The organism is Sulfitobacter sp. OXR-159, from assembly GCF_034377145.1.
In the GTDB taxonomy this organism is placed as follows: Bacteria; Pseudomonadota; Alphaproteobacteria; order Rhodobacterales; family Rhodobacteraceae; genus Sulfitobacter.
Genome location: NZ_CP139707.1, coordinates 1,728,995 through 1,744,759 on the forward strand (window position 1 = coordinate 1,728,995; position 15,765 = coordinate 1,744,759).

Annotated in this window: 17 protein-coding genes; 5 read left to right on the plus strand and 12 right to left on the minus strand. The window is 60.4% G+C overall.

Annotation, left to right across the window (positions count from 1 at the left end):
• The first annotated feature begins 46 nt into the window (after positions 1-46).
• The 4 genes from T8A63_RS08905 to tsf all read left to right on the plus strand — a co-directional run bounded on the left by T8A63_RS08905 (position 47) and on the right by tsf (position 3,643).
• The gene (locus T8A63_RS08905; protein ID WP_322345610.1) at positions 47-805 is read left to right on the plus strand and encodes a GNAT family N-acetyltransferase; all 759 of its coding nucleotides are present in this window, start codon (positions 47-49) and stop codon (positions 803-805) included.
• Positions 802-1,638 carry a lysophospholipid acyltransferase family protein gene (locus T8A63_RS08910; protein WP_322345611.1) on the plus strand — a complete coding sequence of 279 codons (837 nt, stop codon included), beginning with the start codon at positions 802-804 and terminating at the stop codon, positions 1,636-1,638. The genes T8A63_RS08905 and T8A63_RS08910 overlap by 4 nt, the downstream gene beginning before the upstream one ends.
• Before the next feature lie 155 nt (positions 1,639-1,793).
• Positions 1,794-2,669: a 30S ribosomal protein S2 gene (gene rpsB, locus T8A63_RS08915; protein ID WP_067629648.1), complete on the plus strand. Its 876-nt coding sequence runs from the start codon at positions 1,794-1,796 to the stop codon at positions 2,667-2,669.
• A 98-nt stretch (positions 2,670-2,767) separates the two neighbouring features.
• Positions 2,768-3,643: a translation elongation factor Ts gene (tsf, locus tag T8A63_RS08920; protein WP_067629651.1), complete on the plus strand. Its 876-nt coding sequence runs from the start codon at positions 2,768-2,770 to the stop codon at positions 3,641-3,643.
• Positions 3,644-3,950: 307 nt separating this feature from the next.
• Here tsf and T8A63_RS08925 read toward each other — a convergent pair whose 3' ends face one another.
• The 12 genes from T8A63_RS08925 to T8A63_RS08980 all read right to left on the minus strand — a co-directional run bounded on the left by T8A63_RS08925 (position 3,951) and on the right by T8A63_RS08980 (position 14,759).
• Positions 3,951-4,706: a LuxR family transcriptional regulator gene (locus tag T8A63_RS08925; RefSeq protein WP_322345614.1), complete on the minus strand. Its 756-nt coding sequence runs from the start codon at positions 4,704-4,706 to the stop codon at positions 3,951-3,953.
• The gene (gene aroQ, locus T8A63_RS08930) at positions 4,706-5,143 is read right to left on the minus strand and encodes a type II 3-dehydroquinate dehydratase (RefSeq protein WP_300052753.1); all 438 of its coding nucleotides are present in this window, start codon (positions 5,141-5,143) and stop codon (positions 4,706-4,708) included. The genes T8A63_RS08925 and aroQ overlap by 1 nt, the downstream gene beginning before the upstream one ends.
• Before the next feature lie 183 nt (positions 5,144-5,326).
• Entirely contained in the window at positions 5,327-6,016 is a 690-nt protein-coding gene (gene phoB, locus T8A63_RS08935; protein WP_322345616.1) for a phosphate regulon transcriptional regulator PhoB, read from the minus strand.
• A 4-nt stretch (positions 6,017-6,020) separates the two neighbouring features.
• On the minus strand, positions 6,021-6,728 hold the full coding sequence (gene phoU / locus T8A63_RS08940; protein ID WP_259985451.1) for a phosphate signaling complex protein PhoU: 708 nt from the start codon (positions 6,726-6,728) through the stop codon (positions 6,021-6,023).
• 4 nt (positions 6,729-6,732) lie between these two features.
• Entirely contained in the window at positions 6,733-7,530 is a 798-nt protein-coding gene (gene pstB / locus T8A63_RS08945) for a phosphate ABC transporter ATP-binding protein PstB (RefSeq protein ID WP_322345618.1), read from the minus strand.
• A 16-nt stretch (positions 7,531-7,546) separates the two neighbouring features.
• Positions 7,547-8,902, minus strand: coding sequence for a phosphate ABC transporter permease PstA (gene pstA, locus T8A63_RS08950; protein ID WP_067628609.1), 1,356 nt, complete (start codon positions 8,900-8,902; stop codon positions 7,547-7,549).
• On the minus strand, positions 8,899-10,395 hold the full coding sequence (pstC, locus tag T8A63_RS08955) for a phosphate ABC transporter permease subunit PstC (RefSeq protein WP_416153239.1): 1,497 nt from the start codon (positions 10,393-10,395) through the stop codon (positions 8,899-8,901). The genes pstA and pstC overlap by 4 nt, the downstream gene beginning before the upstream one ends.
• A 71-nt stretch (positions 10,396-10,466) precedes the next feature.
• Positions 10,467-11,507 (minus strand): substrate-binding domain-containing protein, encoded by a 1,041-nt coding sequence (locus T8A63_RS08960; RefSeq protein WP_322345620.1) that lies wholly within the window; start codon positions 11,505-11,507, stop codon positions 10,467-10,469.
• 138 nt (positions 11,508-11,645) lie between these two features.
• Positions 11,646-12,698 (minus strand): ATP-binding protein, encoded by a 1,053-nt coding sequence (locus T8A63_RS08965; protein ID WP_322345621.1) that lies wholly within the window; start codon positions 12,696-12,698, stop codon positions 11,646-11,648.
• Position 12,699: 1 nt separating this feature from the next.
• Complete coding sequence (locus T8A63_RS08970; protein ID WP_300052733.1) at positions 12,700-13,221, minus strand: gamma carbonic anhydrase family protein; 522 nt, start codon at positions 13,219-13,221, stop codon at positions 12,700-12,702.
• Positions 13,218-13,865 carry a guanylate kinase gene (gene gmk, locus T8A63_RS08975; protein ID WP_120351079.1) on the minus strand — a complete coding sequence of 216 codons (648 nt, stop codon included), beginning with the start codon at positions 13,863-13,865 and terminating at the stop codon, positions 13,218-13,220. Before gmk ends, T8A63_RS08970 begins: the two co-directional genes overlap by 4 nt.
• 3 nt (positions 13,866-13,868) lie before the next feature.
• The gene (locus T8A63_RS08980) at positions 13,869-14,759 is read right to left on the minus strand and encodes a YicC/YloC family endoribonuclease (protein WP_322345624.1); all 891 of its coding nucleotides are present in this window, start codon (positions 14,757-14,759) and stop codon (positions 13,869-13,871) included.
• Between the two features lie 282 nt (positions 14,760-15,041).
• Between T8A63_RS08980 and T8A63_RS08985 the strand changes: the two genes are divergently transcribed.
• Positions 15,042-15,701, plus strand: a complete 660-nt coding sequence (locus tag T8A63_RS08985) for a PAS domain-containing protein (protein WP_322345626.1) — start codon at positions 15,042-15,044, stop codon at positions 15,699-15,701.
• Positions 15,702-15,765 lie beyond the last annotated feature (64 nt).

The following is a 15,765-nucleotide window of genomic DNA, read 5'->3' on the forward strand; positions in this document are numbered from 1 at the left end:
ATTGCCTATCAGGCGAAGACTTTCATTTCGGGCATAGGATTGGCCGATGCCGCGGGGCGTTGCAGCAGATTTTCAAGTCAGACTGGCGCAGACGGACGCTGATGTGCAGGCCGCGCAGCGGCTCCGCTATGATGTCTTCGTGCAAGAGCTGGGCGGCGGCGGGCCGATGGTCGATCACACCGCCGGGCTGGAGCAAGACCGATTCGACCCTTACTTCGATCATCTGCTTTTGACAGATCTGCGCAATGGCAAGCTTGCGGGCGTTTGCCGGGTGATGCGCGGGGATATGGCTGCACGGGCAGGCGGGTTCTATTCCGAGACGGAATACGATCTGACACCGCTGAAGAATTCGGGACGTAAACTATTGGAATTGGGGCGGTCTTGCCTTGATTCTGCCTATCGCGGCGGCACGGCGATGCACCACCTTTGGGCCGCGCTCGGGCGCTATGTCGCCGAGCATGAGATTGAGGTTCTGTTCGGCGTGGCAAGCTTTCACGGCACCGATACGGCCGCCTTGGCCGAACCGCTTTCGCTGTTGCATCAACGGCACTTGGCGCCCGCAGACCTGCGCGTGCGCGCCCGTGAATTCACCCCGATGGACCTGGTCGCTGAGGCCGAGCTTGACCGGCGCAAGGCCATGCTAGCCGTGCCGAGCCTGATCAAAGCCTATCTCCGGCTGGGCGGCACCGTGGGCGAGGGGGCCTATATCGACCGTGCCTTCAACACCACGGATGTCTGCCTGATTCTAGACACGAAACAGATGAGCGCGCGTCAGGCGCGGTTCTATGGCGGAGGCGCAGGATGACCACGACTTGGGACAGCGACCAGCCACCGCCCAAGCGGCACCTGACCCTTGGGGGGATGTTGCGCGTGGCGCTGCGCGGTGTGCTCTTGGCGCTTTTGGTTTTTGGCGGGCTGGTGGTCTTGTTGCTGTTGCGGCTGATCGAGCGGCCAATTTTCGGCCTGCACCGGCCCATCACGCCCCATATCACGCAAATGGTATGCCGAGCCGCATTCTGGGTGCTTGGCATGCGCTTTGTCAGACGGGGCACCCCGATGGAGCGGCGCGGCGCGGTGGTGGCCAACCATACGTCATGGCTGGATATTTTCGCGCTGAACGCGGCCAAACGGATCTATTTCGTCTCCAAATCCGAAGTCGCGGGCTGGCCCGGCATCGGCTGGTTGGCGCGGGCGACGGGGACGGTCTTTATCCGCCGCGACCGGGCCGAGGCGCGCAGCCAGACAGAGATTTTTCGGACGCGGCTGTTGGCGGGGCATAAGCTACTGTTCTTCCCCGAGGGCACCAGCACCGACGGGCTGCAAGTGCTTCCCTTCAAAACAACGCTTTTTGAGGCTTTTTTCGACCCGGCCTTGCGTGACGAGATCGCGGTTCAGCCGGTGAGTGTGATCTACCATGCGCCTCAGGGCGAAGACCCGCGGTTTTATGGATGGTGGGGGGATATGTCATTTGGGGCGCATCTGCTGACGACACTGGCGGCGCGAAAACAGGGTGCGGTCGAGGTGGTCTATCACCCGCCGCTTCCGGTAGCCGATTTCGCGGGGCGCAAGGCGCTGGCGCAGCATTGCGAGGCGATCGTGCGGGCAGGGCATGCCGATCCCCGGTCGGGCCTGCAATAAGCCCCTTGTGCTGCGGCGCGCGCTGGCATATATGCGCCCCACTTGAACCCGCAGTCGGGGTTGGGCCTTTTGGGGAGAAATCCCAAAACGTCCGCCGGTTGGCAGCATGACGCTGTCATACCCCCGATGAGGCTAAACCGGAAAGGTATAAAGACATGGCTCTTCCTGAGTTCTCCATGCGCCAACTGCTTGAAGCAGGCGTACACTTTGGTCACCAGACGCAGCGCTGGAACCCCCGCATGGGCCCGTACATCTACGGCGCACGCAACGGCATCCACATCATGGACCTCACGCAAACCGTTCCTATGCTGGACGATGCGCTGAAAGTGATCCGTGACACCGTCGCCAAAGGCGGCAGCGTTCTCTTCGTTGGCACCAAGCGTCAGGCTGCTCAGCCGATCGCCGAAGCCGCAGAGAAATGCGCACAGTATTACATGAACCACCGTTGGCTCGGCGGCACGCTGACCAACTGGCAGACCGTTTCGCAGTCGATCAACCGTCTGAAAAACATCGATGAGCAGTCCGAGCGCGGCTTTGAAGGCCTGACCAAGAAAGAGCGTCTTGGTATGGAGCGTGACCAGTACAAACTGGAAGCATCGCTGGGCGGCATCCGCGAAATGGGCGGTCGTCCTGACCTGCTGTTCGTCATCGACGTGAAAAAAGAAGCACTGGCCATCGCCGAAGCCAACAAACTGGGCATCCCAGTTGTTGCCGTGGTTGACACCAACTGCTCGCCCGACGGCGTTGACTATATCATCCCCGGCAACGACGACGCGGCCCGCGCCATCTCGCTTTACTGCGATCTGGCATCGCGCGCTGCTCTCGACGGCATGTCCGCTCAGCTGGGTGCGGCAGGCGTTGATCTGGGCGCCATGGAAGAAGCCCCCGAAGAAGAAGCCGTAAGCGAAGAAAGCACCGGCGTCGAAATCGGCAACGCATCCGAAGAGACCGTGCACGACGATGCCATGGGCAAAGACGCGCCGCTGGACATCGAATCCAAGAAAGAGACCGTCGCAAAAGCCGAAGGCTAAGCGTCACGGACCTGAAACACGGGGCAGGGTAACCTGCCCCGATTTCCACCAGTAGCGGGCCTTGGGCCTGCACCCGATTTCCAAAGGAGAACCAAGAGATGGCAATCACAGCATCCATGGTCAAGGAACTGCGCGACAGCACCGGCGCAGGCATGATGGACGCCAAAAAGGCACTGACAGAAAGCAACGGCGACATGGAAGCCGCCGTTGACTGGCTGCGCACCAAAGGTCTGGCCAAAGCGGCGAAGAAATCCGGCCGTACCGCAGCCGAAGGTCTTGTGGCTGTTAAGGTCGAAGGCAGCCGCGGCGTCGCGGTTGAGGTGAACTCTGAAACCGACTTCGTCGGCAAGAACGCCGAATTCCAATCCATGGTCAGCAACATCGCCGATGCAGCGCTGAAAGTGGACGATGTCGACGCGCTGAAAGCGGCTGAGATCAATGGCAAATCCGTTGAAACCACGCTGACCGACGCCATCGCCAAAATCGGCGAGAACATGTCGCTGCGCCGGATGCAGAGCATCGAAGGCGAGACCGTTGTCTCTTACGTGCACAACGCAGCCGCGCCCGGCATGGGCAAGATCGGTGTTCTGGTCGCCATGAACGGTGGCAACGAAGAGCTGGGCAAGCAGATCGCGATGCACATCGCCGCTGTGAACCCCGCGTCGCTGTCCGAAGCTGATCTGGACCCAGCCGTGGTCGAGAAAGAAAAGCAAGTTCAGATGGACATCGCCCGTGAAAGCGGCAAGCCCGAAGCCGTGATCGAGAAAATGATCACCGGCCGGATGCAGAAGTACATGTCCGAAGTGACGCTGGTGAACCAGTCCTTCGTTGTGAACCCTGACTTGACCGTCGGCAAAGCTGCCGAAGAGGCAGGCGCGACCATCACCGGTTTCGTGCGTCTGGAAGTTGGCGAAGGCATCGAAGTCATCAAAGAAGACTTCGCAGCAGAAGTGGCAAAAGCCGCGAAAGGCTAAGCCTTTTCGTCATGCTGAATATGGGGCGGTGCATTCCAATGCGCCGCCCTTTTTCGTTGGGGGGATACGCATGGCGGCGCTGCCAATGCGCAGCGCGGGGGCCGTGAGCGAAGAGTATCTGGGGAAGGGTAGGGATCCGGTCAGCCAGGTGAAAAATAAACCTGACTGAGACCGGCGGGCCCAAAAGCGCCTTGGTATTACAAGGATTTAAAGCCCGTCGTACCGTTGATGCGAACACCCCCGATACTGGCGGACCATGGCCATCTACTACCTGAGGTGCCAGTAAGGTATTCCATACCCTAATATATTACTGATCCATCACAAACATCTGGTTCGCAAAAGCGGCCTTTAACACCGCCTGAGCTGTCGTCTCAACCGACAGTGCTTCTCGGGCGAGGCGAAGGTGTTTTTCGACGGTGGGGGCTGTCAGACCCATCAACAGAGCGATGTCCTGCGTTGTTTTGCCATCTCCGACCCATTGCAGCACCTCTAGCTGGCGCCGCGTAAGGCTTCGGTTGGGGCTGCTATAGGGCAGGGACAGGATCTTTAGATGCGCGATTTCATTCATCAACTGAATGTCGGCGCCATGCTCGTCCCAGATCGCATCGACCTCGTCTTGGGTCAGGCCACGCCGTGCCGTTAAGGCGATCGCGCCTTTGGACCGCGCCGAGATGGACCGGAAACTGATCGTGTAGCCCGCGGTCACCTCCATCCGCGCGTTGAAATCAACCACCCGTTTCTCGGACTCCGACAAGTCATCGCCATGCGTGATCTCGGGCAGGGTGCCCCAGCTACAAGCGCCTTCGTTGTTCAGCGCCCATCGCAGCATAGGCGCGTTGAAATACAGCCCGCTATGAAGATAGCCGTTAAGATACTCCGGGCTTTGATTGCTCAGAATGACAAAATCCGCCGGATCCCCCAGCGATGTCGGCGTTCGGTAGCGCGTAAACCCGTAGATCAGCCGGTCAAACCCATAGTCAGCCATCTGTCGCGTATGGGCATCCCAGAGTTCTTCGATTGTCGGGCTATGCGCGATTTGATGAAGACAATCGCGCAAATTCATTAGCTTACAATGCAGCGTTGAAGGGCTTGGATGGCCAGAACATAGCCGTGTACACCGAAACCGCAGATTTGTCCGATGGCCACAGGGGCGATGTAGGACCTATGGCGAAAGCTCTCACGGGCATGGATATTGCTCAAATGCACTTCGACCACAGGCAGCTCGACAGAGGCGATGGCATCCATCAGCGCGATCGACGTATGCGTATAGGCGCCAGCATTCAGAATGATACCAGCATGTTGGCCACGGGCCTCATGGATCAAGTCGATCAACGCGCCTTCGTGGTTGGACTGCGCAAACTGCATCTCCAAGTCCAGCCGCGCAGTTTCCGCCGCGCAGAGAGCCTCAACATCCGCCAAGGTCGTCTTGCCATAGACCTCAGGCTGTCGCGTGCCCAACAGGTTCAGGTTCGGGCCGTTCAAAATAAGTACAGAGGCCATAATCACTCGCTTTAAAACATCTAGATAGTGTTAGCGGAGCGAAACTGGCGCTGTCCAGCGTCAGGTGGCATTGAGGTGCTACTGTGGCGAGAAGATCGCAACAACGGGGGCAATACTGCAATATGTAAAGCTCATAATCAGTATTATGTAAATAAATTGTGTCCTAAGGGTGAACCGAATGCCTTAGCCCAAGGCGTAGCCCGCGCCCCGTACGGTACGGATTGGATCACCACCGCCTTCACGGGTTAACGCCTTGCGCAGTCGTGCAATGTGAACGTCCACAGTGCGCGTGTCGACATAGATATCGCGGCCCCAAACGTGGTCGAGCAACTGGTCGCGGCTGAAGACACGGCCGGGTTTCTCAAGCAGCGTCGTCAGCAGCCGGTACTCTGTCGGCCCCAGTTTCAGTTCATAGCCCGCACGGCTTACGCGGTGGCGTTCTGGATCAAGCTGGATGTCATCGAAGCTGAGCAGCGCGCCTGCGGCTGCTGGTCGCGTGCGCCGCAACTGCGTACGGACCCGCGCCATGAGTTCGCGCAAATTATACGGCTTGATCACATAGTCATCCGCGCCGGTCTCAAGGCCCCGCACGGTGTCCACTTCCTCGGATCGCGCCGAGAGCATGATGACCGGGATATGCCGGGTGCTCTCTCGCGACTTCAACTGGCGGCAGACTTCGATGCCGCTCATCAAGGGCATCATCCAATCGAGGATTACCAGATCAGGTGCGGCCTCTGACACCAGCAACATGGCTTCTTCACCATCCTCGGCGCGCCGCACCTCAAAGCCTTCGGCTTCGAGGTTATAGGCCAAAACCTCACGTTGCGCGGGTTCGTCTTCTACCAGCAAAACCTGTGGCCGGGTCACGTCCATGGTTTCAGCCCTTCGTGATGATCGAGGTGCGGTCAGCCTTGGGCCGGTCGTCCTCAGGCGTCTCACCAGTGACCAGATAGACGACCTGTTCTGCGATGGCCGTGACATGGTCGCCCATACGCTCGACGTTTTTGGCGATGAAATGCAGGTGCATGCAGGCGGTGATGCTGCGCGGGTCTTCCATCATGAAGGTCAGGAATTCGCGGAACAGTGCGTTGTACATCTGGTCGACATCTTCGTCGCGGGTGATCACATCACGCGCCAGATCGGCGTCGCGCTGGATATAGGCGTCAAGCGCGTCTTTCAGCATCGCTTCCACCGCGCCGGCCATGCGGCGGATCGCACCGGTGCTGTCGCTGACTGGCTCCATCTGGTTCAGCACGCTGCTGCGCTTGGCCATGTTTTTCGCATAGTCGCCAATACGTTCGAGGTTGGCGCTAATCTTGATGACACTCAATGTCAGCCGCAGGTCAATCGCCGTGGGCGCGCGCAAAGCGATGACGCGGGCGGCGCTTTCGTTGATCTGCTCTTCCAGCCCGTCGATGGCCTTGTCCCCTGCACGCACCTCATTGGCGAGCTCTTCGTCGCGGGTTTCAAGTGACTGGGCACCGCGGCGGATGGCGTCTTCGACCAAGCCGCCCATTTTGAGGATCTGGGCCTGAACCGCTTCCAGATCGCGGTCGAATGCTGATGCAATGTGTTGATCTGACATGATATTATCCAATACGGCCGGTGATGTAGCTTTCGGTGCGCGGGTCTTGGGGGTGCGTGAAGATGTCGTCGGTGTCGCCAAATTCCACAAGGTTGCCGAGGTGGAAGAAGGCAGTCTTCTGGCTCACACGTGCGGCCTGTTGCATGGAGTGAGTGACGATCACGACGGAGTAGTTCTGGCGCAATTCGTCAATCAATTCCTCAACTTGCGCGGTGGCGATCGGATCGAGGGCTGAGCAAGGTTCGTCCATCAACAGCACTTCCGGCTCCGTCGCCACGGCGCGGGCAATGCACAGACGCTGCTGTTGTCCCCCAGACAGGCCAGTGCCCGGTGCATGCAGACGGTCTTTCACCTCGTTCCAGATTGCCCCACGGCGCAGCGCCTGTTCAACGATGTCGTCAAGATCGGCCTTGTTGCGCGCCAGCCCGTGGATGCGCGGGCCATAGGCGACATTGTCGTAGATCGACTTGGGGAATGGGTTCGGCTTTTGAAACACCATGCCCACCTTGGCCCGCAGCTGCACCGGGTCGACGCGTTTGTCATAGATGTCTTCGCCATCGATGCGAATATCGCCGGTCACGCGCGCGGCATCAATTGTGTCGTTCATCCTATTGATACAGCGCAGAAAAGTCGACTTTCCGCAGCCTGATGGGCCGATAAAGGCAGTCACGGTTTTATCGGCGATATCGATGTCCACGTCACGAATGGCGTGGCTGTCACCGTAGTAGACCTGCACATTGCGGGCCGCGATCTTGACGGGTTGGGTTGTCACGTCACTCTCCGAATATCTGTTGTCTTTCATGGGTCCCGTCCTTTGGTTACCAGCGTCGCTCAAAGCGGCGGCGCAGCAGCACGGCGATGGCATTCATCGAGATCAGGAACACCAGTAGGATGATGATACCGCCCCAAGCGCGTTCATAGAAGGCCGGGTCGGCGCGTTTGGCCCATTCGTAAATCTGGGCCGGCATGGCGGAGTTCGGGGACATCAGCCCTTCGGCGATGCTTTCCGGCGGGTTGGAGGCGATGAAGCCGACCATCCCAATAAGCAGCAAAGGTGCCGTTTCGCCAAGGGCTTGCGCCAGCCCGATGATGGTGCCGGTCAGGATACCTGGCGCGGCCAAGGGCAGCACATGGTGAAAGACCGATTGCATTTTCGAGGCCCCTACCCCAAGCGCCGCATCACGGATCGACGGCGGCACGGATTTCAGCGAGGCGCGGGTCGAGATGATGATGGTTGGCAGCGTCATTAGCGTCAGCACCAGACCACCGACCAAGGGTGCGGAGTTTGGCAGGTGCATGTAGTTGATAAACACCGCAAGGCCTAAGATGCCAAAGACGATCGACGGGACCGCTGCGAGGTTGCTGATGTTCACCTCAATGATGTCGGTGATCCAGTTCTTGGGGGCGAATTCTTCGAGGTAAATCGAGGCCGCAACACCGATGGGCAGCGCCAGCACCAGCACCACCAGCATCATGGCAAAGGAACCGATCATCGACACCCCCATGCCCGCCGCTTCGGGCCGCGCGTCAGAGGCGTCGGCGCCCGTGATGAAGTCGAGGTTAAAGCGCTTTTCGAGGCTGCCGTCAGCAATCAAAACGTCTACAAAATCAAGCTGTTCGGCGCTGATGTTCTTGTCATTGGCGATGCTTTCGCGAGTCACACGGCCCTTGAGGTAGCCATCGACGCGGCTGTTGGTCAGGAACTCGAACTCGGCGGCGGTCCCGATCAACTCTGGGTTCGCCAGAACATGATCGCGAAGCTGTGCAGCGGCGTCTTTCGACAGGATGTCAGCCATGTCTTTCGACTTGAGATCAGTCTCGATCCCCGCCGCTTCGACCTTGTTTTCAAAGGCCGCTTTCAGCAAAGGCGAATAGCCGAAGGTCGAGACCTTTTTAATGTCTTCCAGATCACGGTTGCCGTTCTTGTCGAGCTTGTCCTCCAGAAGTGGCACGGAAAGCGTCACATAGGTCTGCTGGAACGCGCCGGTACCGCGGGAGATGATGGTGAAAAGCAGCGTCAGCAGCATCAGTAGGCCGATGACGATGGCGATGATTCCATAGAGCTTGAAACGGCCCTCGGCAGCGTTGCGGCGTTTGGTCCGCCCGTCTTGCACCAGCAGGGACGCACCGCGCGGGTCTGCAAAAGGGGCTGCGGGGTTGGGGATATCGCTCATTCGTACTGCTCCCGGTATTTGCGCACGATGTAGAGGGCCAGCACGTTCAGGCCCAAGGTCAGGACGAAGAGGGTCAGGCCAAGGGCAAAGGCCACCAGCGTCTCGGGGCTGGCGAAATCGCTGTCTCCGGTCAACTGGCTGACGATGCGGGTGGTGATGGTTGTCATGGCTTCCAATGGATTGCCCGAGATGCGGGCGATGGCCCCTGCCCCCAGCACGACGATCATCGTTTCACCGATGGCGCGGCTGGCGGCCAGCAAAACGGCCCCGACGATACCCGGCAAAGCGGCTGGGATCACGACCTGACGGATTGTCTCGGACTGCGTGGCACCCAAGCCGAAGGAGCCGTCGCGCAGCGACTGGGGCACCGCGTTGATGATGTCGTCCGACAGGGAGGAGACGAAAGGGATCAGCATGATGCCCATGACCAAACCAGCGGTCAGCACCGAGGTCGCGCCAGACATCCAGTCAACGCCCAGCAGCCCTGCATCCCCCCGGCCAAAGACCTGCACAAGGAACGGCCCAACCGTCAGCAGCGCGAAGAGACCGTAAACGATGGTGGGGATACCAGCGAGGATCTCCAGCAGCGGCTTGGCTGTGGCGCGCACTTTGGGACCGGCATATTCACTTAGGTAAATCGCGGCGAAGAGCCCGATGGGCACAGCCACCAGCAGCGCAATGAAAGAGATATAGAGCGTCCCCCAAAGCACCGGCAGGATCGACAGGTCACTGTCCCCGCGAAAGTTTGGCGCCCAGGAGGAGCCGAAGAAGAAATCAGTCCATGGATGCAGATTAAAGAAGTTGATCGTCTCGAACAGCATCGACAGCACAATGCCCACGGTGGTGAGGATCGCGAGGGAGGCCGCAAGGATCAGCAGAGCTTTGATGCCACCCTCGACCCGGTTACGGGCGCGGAATTCGGCATCGGTTTCGCGCAGCACCAGAAAAAGCGCGATCAAGGCGATGAGAGCGACGACAATGTTACGCCAGAAATTGCCCGTGGCCGTCATCTCGCGGTAGGCCTGCGCTGCGGCGAGGACTTCGGGGCTGATCTCGGCCCCGATGGCGACGCCGCGTTCGGCCAGCCATGCGCGCAGATCGTCCGCGGCAGATAGGTCCGTTGCGTCGCCCGCGCTGAGAGCGCCGGCAGAAACCGCCGCATCCAGCCCATCGGCCAAACGGCGTACATCGCTCATGATCAGGTTAGCGGAAGACCCTTCGGGCACAGCCTCGGCAGGGATCATGTCGACCACCGAAGATTGCACCAGCATCGGCTGCACCAGCAGCCAGAGGCCCAGAACCAAAAGCGCGGGCACTGCCACGCTCATCACCGCGTTATAGCCGTAATAGCTTGGCAGCGAATGCAGATTGCGGCTGTCGCCTTGGGCAGAGGCCAAAGCCCGACGCCGCGCAAGGAAGTAGCCGCCCAGTGCCAAAGCCGCGATCAGGATGACCAGTGGCAGCACCGCGCCTGTTGTCAGTATTTGTCCCACATGTCCCCCGGTGGATCAAAACGCGAAAAACCGGGGGCAGTTGCCCGCCCCCGGCGTCGTTTAAGTTAGGTTTAGGAACCGTTGCCCAGCACGGTTTCGTCAGCAACCACGGACTGGGTGTCGGCCAGCTCGGGGTCAGACACCAGACCGTATTCGGCCAGTGGGCCGTCGGGGCCAGCAACTTCGTCCGCGACGAAGAACTCAGCGTATTCTTTCAGACCGGGGATCACGCCGATGTGGGCTTTCTTGACGTAGAAGAACAGCGGGCGCGACACGGGGTAGTCACCCGAGGCGATGCTCTCGGTGGTTGGCTCAACGCCGCCCATGGTGGCAACCTGCAGCTTGTCGGTGTTGTTCTCATAGAAGGCCAGACCGAAGACGCCAATGCCGTCTTGGTTGCTTTCGATGCGTGCCAGCGTCTCGGTGTAGTCGCCGTCAATGTCGACCGACTTGCCGTCGGTGCGCAAGCTGATGCACTCTTTCTCAGCCGCTTTCTCGTCGCCGCCCGCAGCTTCGGCGAAAACTTCAAGATCACCGGTTTCTTCACAGCCCGCGAGGATCACTTTTTCCTCGAACACTTCGCGCGTGCCGTGTTTGGTGCCGGGGATGAAGGCTTGGATCGGCTGCGCGGGGAAGTCGGGGTTGACCTGATCCCATGTGGTATAGGGGTTCTCGGTCACTTCGCCGTCGACGACGACTTTGGCGCTCAGTGCCTTGTACCAATCGGTCGGGGTGAAGGCGAAAGTCTCGCCATTGATGTCGGAGGCGAAAACGATGCCGTCATAGCCGATGCGCACTTCGATGATGTCGGTCACGCCGTTCTCGGCACAGGCCGCCACTTCGGCTTCTTTGATCTGGCGCGAGGCGTTGGCCACGTCGATGGTGTTCTCGCCCACGCCTTCGCAGAAACGCTTGAGGCCAGCCGAGGAGCCGCCCGATTCCACGACCGGTGTCGGGAAGTCAAAGTTTTCGCCAAAGGCTTCGGCGACGATGGAGGCATAGGGCAGCACGGTCGAAGAACCGGCAACCTGTACTTGGTCACGCGCGGCAGCAGCAGTTGCGGATACGGCGGCAATCGCCAGGGCGGAAGTGGTGAGTTTTGCGAGTGACATGATATCTCCTGTCAGATGCGAATTGGTGACCACCCCATTGTGATCTGCGCCCCGTCTATGAAGGCGGTGCTGTGCTTTTGTGACAGCAACGTTACAGTTCCATGACAGTCGGCCTGAATCACCAAATTTCTGCAAAATTTAGTCAGATTCCGTTTTCATCGGCAAAATCACGCGGAATTCGGCCCCTTGGCCGGGGGTGCTGGTCACCTTGAGCCGCCCGCGGTGGCGATTCATTATGTGTTTGACGATGGCCAGACCCAACCCTGTCCCCCCAAGCGCGCGGCTGCGGTGACTGTCGACGCGGTAGAACCGTTCGGTCAGGCGTGGTAGGTGAATCGCATCAATGCCGGGGCCATGGTCGCGCACGCTGACACAGACCGCCGGGCCGCGCATCGCCGGGTCATGGGCCGTGCTTTTAACCGAGATCTCGACCCTGTTGTCGCGCCCGCCGTATTTGATCGCGTTCTCGATAAGATTGGTAAAGACCTGCATCAACTGGTCTGCATCACCCAAGACCTGCGCCGGTTCATCGCCGAGCGCGGGGACCAACGTCACATTGCTATCGACAGCAAGCGGCGCGAGGTTGCGCAGGGTGCCACGCAGCACGTCGCGCACATCCAGCGGCGCTTCGGGGCGTACGCGTTCCTCAGCCTCAACCCGGCTGAGAGACAGCAACTCTCCCACCAGCCGGTTCATCCGTTCGGCCTCTTGCGCCATGATCCCCAGAAACCGCTCGCGCGCCGCCGTGTCATCACGCGCCGGGCCTTGCAGCGTTTCGATAAATCCGATGAGCGCGGTGAGCGGCGTGCGCAGCTCATGGCTTACGTTGGCCACAAAATCGCGGCGCATTTGCCCGGCCTGCGCCATCTCCGTCACATCGTTGAAGCTGAGCAGGACGATCCCATGCGCCCCCACCGGGCGCAGGCTGACGTCATAGGTGGTGCCGTGTTCGCCGCCAATGCTGGTGAAACGCGCTTGGCAGGGGCCCGCCCCCGAAAGACACCGCTCCACCGCTTCGACCAGCCCCGGCTGGCGCAGTGCGGTGACAAAGTGGCGGCCCAGCAGCCCCTTGCCCAGCAAGTCCTCGGCGGGGGCGTTCAAAACGGTGATCCGCTCTTCCGCGTTGATGGCCACGCTCGGCAGCGGCAGTGCCGCCACCACCTCTGCAAGGGTCACGGCGGTATTGGCCATGTCAGAGCGGTTTAAGATCGCGGCGGAAGCGCGCGGCGTTTTCGGCATAGTGTTTGGCGCTCGCGGTCAGCTGCTGGATCGCCTGCGCGTCAAGCTCCCGCACCACTTTACCCGGCACCCCCATCACCAGAGACCCATCGGGGATCACCTTGTTTTCGGTGATCAGCGCCCCTGCCCCAATCAGGCAGTTTTTGCCGATCTTAGCGCCGTTCAGCACCGTGGCCCCCATGCCGATCAAGCTGTTGTCGCCGATGGTGCAGCCGTGCAGCATGACTTTGTGGCCGATGGTGCAATCCTCGCCCACGGTCAGCGGATAGCCCATATCGGTGTGAAAGACGCAGTTTTCTTGCACGTTGCTGCCGCGGCCCACGGTGATCATTTCATTGTCGCCGCGCAGGGTGCTGCCGAACCAGACAGAGGCGTCAGGCCCGAGTGTGACTTTGCCGATCACATTGGCATCCGGCGCGACCCAAGCATCGGGAGAGACATCGGGGCGGGCATCAGCAAGGGCGTAAAGGGTCATTTCAACTCCTCAAATTCAGATTGCAGACGGCGGACGTGATCCTTGATGGCGGGCTGTTGGCTCAGCCGCAGCCGCGCGGCGGTAATGATGGATTTCAGCCGCGCCTCGGTCTGGTCGAGGTCATCATTCACCAGCACGAAGTCATAGCCATCCCAGTGGCTGATCTCGTCCCAGCTTTTGCCCATGCGTTTGGCAATGGTCTCGGCATCGTCCTGCCCCCGGCTTTCCAAACGGCGTTTCAATTCGGTGATCGAGGGCGGCAGCAGGAAGATCGACAGCGTGTGGGTGTTCAGATCCGAGTTGCGGATTTGCTGTGCGCCCTGCCAGTCGATGTCAAAGAGGATATCTTGCCCCTGATCGATCGCCGCCTGCACGGGCGCCTTGGGCGAGCCATAGAAATTGCCGAAGACATGGGCGTGTTCCAGCATCTCGCCCTCGGCCACGGCCTGACGGAAGTGCTCCTCGCCGACGAAGCGGTAATCGGTGCCGTCCTCCTCGCCCGGTCGGGGCGCGCGGGTGGTGGCGGAGACCGAAAAATTGATCGTCGGATCCCATGCGCGCAGGGCGCGGGCCATGGTCGATTTGCCCGCCCCAGAGGGGGAACTGAGAATGATCAGAAGGCCGCGTCGGCTTGGGTTGGTCACGTCTTACTCCACATTTTGCACTTGTTCGCGCATTTGGTCGATCACCGCCTTCAGGGCCAGACCGACAGTCGTCAATTCAGTGCTCTGCGCCTTGGAGCAGAGCGTGTTTGCTTCGCGATTGAACTCCTGCATCAGGAAATCCAGCTTGCGCCCCACCGGCCCGCCCTGCCCGATCAACGCACGGGCGGCGGTGACATGGGCTGCAAGGCGGTCAATCTCTTCGGTGACATCGGCTTTGACCGCGATCAAGGCCAGTTCCTGCGCCACCCGGTCGGCATCCGCGCCTTCGCTGTTGTCCATCACCCGTGCGAGGTTGCGGCGCAGGTTGGCGGCGCTGTCTTCGCGGCGCGCCTCCGCCAATGACGCGGCTTCGGCGGCAAGGTTTTCGACCTCGGTCAACTGGTCCTGCATCACCGCGGCCAGCGCCGCGCCTTCTTGCGCGCGCATGGCGTTGAAGTCGCGCAGCAAGGCGGGCATTTCCGACAGCAAAGCGTCGCGCAGCGCGTCGATGTCCTGTGCCTGCTCGGCCTGTTCCAGCACGCCGCGCATGGTGAGAATGTCGCTTGCCCGCGAAGGCGCGAGCGACACACCGGCATCCATCGCGCGGGCCTCAATCTCATGCAGGGCGGTCAGCAGCGTGTCGACATGCGCCGCGTTGACCTGCAAGCTGCCGTCGCTCTCAGCCGAGGATATCCGCAGGTTGCAGGTGATATTGCCCCGCGCCACCTGAGCCGTCACCTGCTTGCGCAGGGCGACCTCCAGCCCGTCGACCCAATCGGGCACACGCAGCCGCAGGTCGAGCCCTTTGCCATTGACCGCGCGCAACTCCCAAGACCAGCTCCAGCCCTCCAAAGCGCCGGAGGCAGAGGCGAAACCTGTCATGGACCTGATCATCGGCGCGTTCCTTGCAAGGGCGGTCATGTCCTGCCTTACGGCGAAACCCCCGCGGGGGGCAAGCCCCCGGCCCCGATGGCGCGGCTGATCCCACCGCAATGTTGTTAACCACTTCGCCGAAAGCGGGACGAATTCTCTCTCGGTCTGCGATATTAATGATTTGGTAATGTTTTCGGCCACATTGTGCCGCTGTCGTTTCAAAAACGGCAGCTGTATTGGCCAGGTCCTTATGGGTGAGTTTTAATGGGCAATACAGGCCACACCGCGCAGAATGTTGTCGCCATGTCAGATCATCGGACGCATGTTGGCTATGGCCCGCTGGCGCAGGTCGAAGCCTATTGGGAAGCCTTGCGTGGCAACAGATTGATGCCGCGGCGGTCCGATATCGACCCGCGCGGGATAGAGGCTGCGCTGGAATACGCCTTTATCCTTGAACGTGTCGCGGTGGGTGTTGGGCGGTTGCGTATCGCGGGCGGCCATCTGCGCGATCTCATGGGGATGGAAGTGCGTGGCATGCCAATCACCGCCTTTTTCGGCACGCAATCGCGTCCCCGCGTCAGCGAGGCGCTGGAAGAGGTTTTTCAACTTCCCGGTCAATCCACCCTGCATCTCAGCGCGGCTGCCTCCTATGGGCGACCGGCTTTGACGGGGCGCATGCTGCTTTTGCCGCTTAAAAGCGATCTGGGCGATGTCAGCCGGGTGCTGGGCTGTCTCGTCGTGCAGGGCGAGGTCGGCCAAACCCCGCGGCGTTTCGATCTGGCGCAGGCGACGCGGCGCAGCGGCATTGGCGGAGCGACCAGAGCGTTGCGCTATGCCGCTCCGTTGCAACAGTCGACTTTGCCAAGGGAAACCGGATTTGCAGAGGGAAAAGCCAGCTTCACCAGTGCCAAGACGGGAGATCTGCCGCCCTACCTGCGTCTGGTGAAGTCAGAGCAGGAATAGCGCGCAAACCTGCCCTTCGAACGTAAAAAAACGCCGCCCTGCATCATGCGGGGCGGCGTCAATC

Coding starts and splice junctions, on each gene's coding strand:
- T8A63_RS08925 (WP_322345614.1), bottom strand. CDS start 4,706: ATGAATTTGCGCGATTGTCTTCATCAAATCGCGCATAGCCCGACAATC.
- T8A63_RS08910 (WP_322345611.1), top strand. CDS start 802: ATGACCACGACTTGGGACAGCGACCAGCCACCGCCCAAGCGGCACCTG.
- phoU (WP_259985451.1), bottom strand. CDS start 6,728: ATGTCAGATCAACACATTGCATCAGCATTCGACCGCGATCTGGAAGCG.
- T8A63_RS08905 (WP_322345610.1), top strand. CDS start 47: ATGCCGCGGGGCGTTGCAGCAGATTTTCAAGTCAGACTGGCGCAGACG.
- rpsB (WP_067629648.1), top strand. CDS start 1,794: ATGGCTCTTCCTGAGTTCTCCATGCGCCAACTGCTTGAAGCAGGCGTA.
- tsf (WP_067629651.1), top strand. CDS start 2,768: ATGGCAATCACAGCATCCATGGTCAAGGAACTGCGCGACAGCACCGGC.
- aroQ (WP_300052753.1), bottom strand. CDS start 5,143: ATGGCCTCTGTACTTATTTTGAACGGCCCGAACCTGAACCTGTTGGGC.
- T8A63_RS08980 (WP_322345624.1), bottom strand. CDS start 14,759: ATGATCAGGTCCATGACAGGTTTCGCCTCTGCCTCCGGCGCTTTGGAG.
- pstB (WP_322345618.1), bottom strand. CDS start 7,530: ATGAAAGACAACAGATATTCGGAGAGTGACGTGACAACCCAACCCGTC.
- T8A63_RS08985 (WP_322345626.1), top strand. CDS start 15,042: ATGTCAGATCATCGGACGCATGTTGGCTATGGCCCGCTGGCGCAGGTC.
- T8A63_RS08960 (WP_322345620.1), bottom strand. CDS start 11,507: ATGTCACTCGCAAAACTCACCACTTCCGCCCTGGCGATTGCCGCCGTA.
- T8A63_RS08965 (WP_322345621.1), bottom strand. CDS start 12,698: ATGGCCAATACCGCCGTGACCCTTGCAGAGGTGGTGGCGGCACTGCCG.
- T8A63_RS08970 (WP_300052733.1), bottom strand. CDS start 13,221: ATGACCCTTTACGCCCTTGCTGATGCCCGCCCCGATGTCTCTCCCGAT.
- pstA (WP_067628609.1), bottom strand. CDS start 8,902: ATGAGCGATATCCCCAACCCCGCAGCCCCTTTTGCAGACCCGCGCGGT.
- phoB (WP_322345616.1), bottom strand. CDS start 6,016: ATGGACGTGACCCGGCCACAGGTTTTGCTGGTAGAAGACGAACCCGCG.